Source organism: Burkholderia sp. 3C (genome assembly GCF_054589155.1).
Genome location: NZ_BAAILN010000125.1, coordinates 228,656 through 229,547, shown reverse-complemented (window position 1 = coordinate 229,547; position 892 = coordinate 228,656). Strand labels below are relative to the sequence as shown.

The 892-nt window shown below is 75.3% G+C and carries 1 protein-coding gene; it reads left to right on the top strand.

Annotated features, from left to right (window positions below; genetic code table 11):
• Positions 1-259: 259 nt before the first annotated feature.
• Positions 260-835: a histidine phosphatase family protein gene (locus ACYP33_RS26060; protein WP_459624464.1), complete on the top strand. Its 576-nt coding sequence runs from the start codon at positions 260-262 to the stop codon at positions 833-835.
• Positions 836-892: the final 57 nt, after the last annotated feature.

Sequence of the window (892 nt, the reverse complement as noted above, 5' to 3'; positions counted from 1 at the left end):
TGTCCCGGCTGTCCCGGCTGTCCCGGCTGTCCCGGCTGTCCCGGCTGTCCCGGCTGTCCCGGCTGTCCCGGCTGTCCCGGCTGTCCCGGCTGTCTCGGCTGTCCCGGCTGTCCCGGCTGTCTCGGCTGGTCCCTGACCCGCTCCGGCTGTCTCTCCCATCCGGCCGGCCCCGGCTGCCCCAATTCCCCCCGGCGCAACGACTGGGCTATGCTGCAAAACCGATGCACCCCCTCCCGCCGCGCCCCGCCACCGAAGCCAGATGACCGCCACCGTCCGCCTGATCTCGCACGCCGCCACCGCCGAACTGCGCGCCGGCGCCTTCCCCGCCGACGAAGCGCTCGACGCACGCGGCCTTGCCGACGCCGCGCGAGCCGCCGCGCAATGGCGCTGGCCACGCGGCGTGCAGGCGCTGTCGTCGCCCGCACTGCGCGCCCGGCAAACCGCCGAAGCGCTCGGCTTCGCCGCCGCCGGCATCGAGCCCGCGCTGGCCGATCTCGACGCCGGCCGCTGGCGCGGCGCGAAACTCGCCGCGATCGTGCAGGACGCCCGCGACGATCTCGCCGCGTGGATCGCCAACGCCGCCGCCGCCCCGCACGGCGGCGAATCGTTCGTGGCCGTGTTGCAGCGCGTCGGCGCCTGGCTCGACGGTCTGCCCGCCACGGCGGACCTCGTCGCCGTCACGCATGCGGCCGTGCTGCGCGCCGCGATCGCACACGCGCTCGGCACGCCGCCCGACGCGATGCTGCGCCTCGACATCGCGCCGCTCACGCGCATCGAACTGAAGCGCACGCCGCGCGGCTGGGTGCTGCGCCTCGACGACGCCGGCCTCGCCTGATCCACGCTTCGTCCGCCTGAGCCATTCACCCTGTTTGCGGGAACCCGATGGAACGCC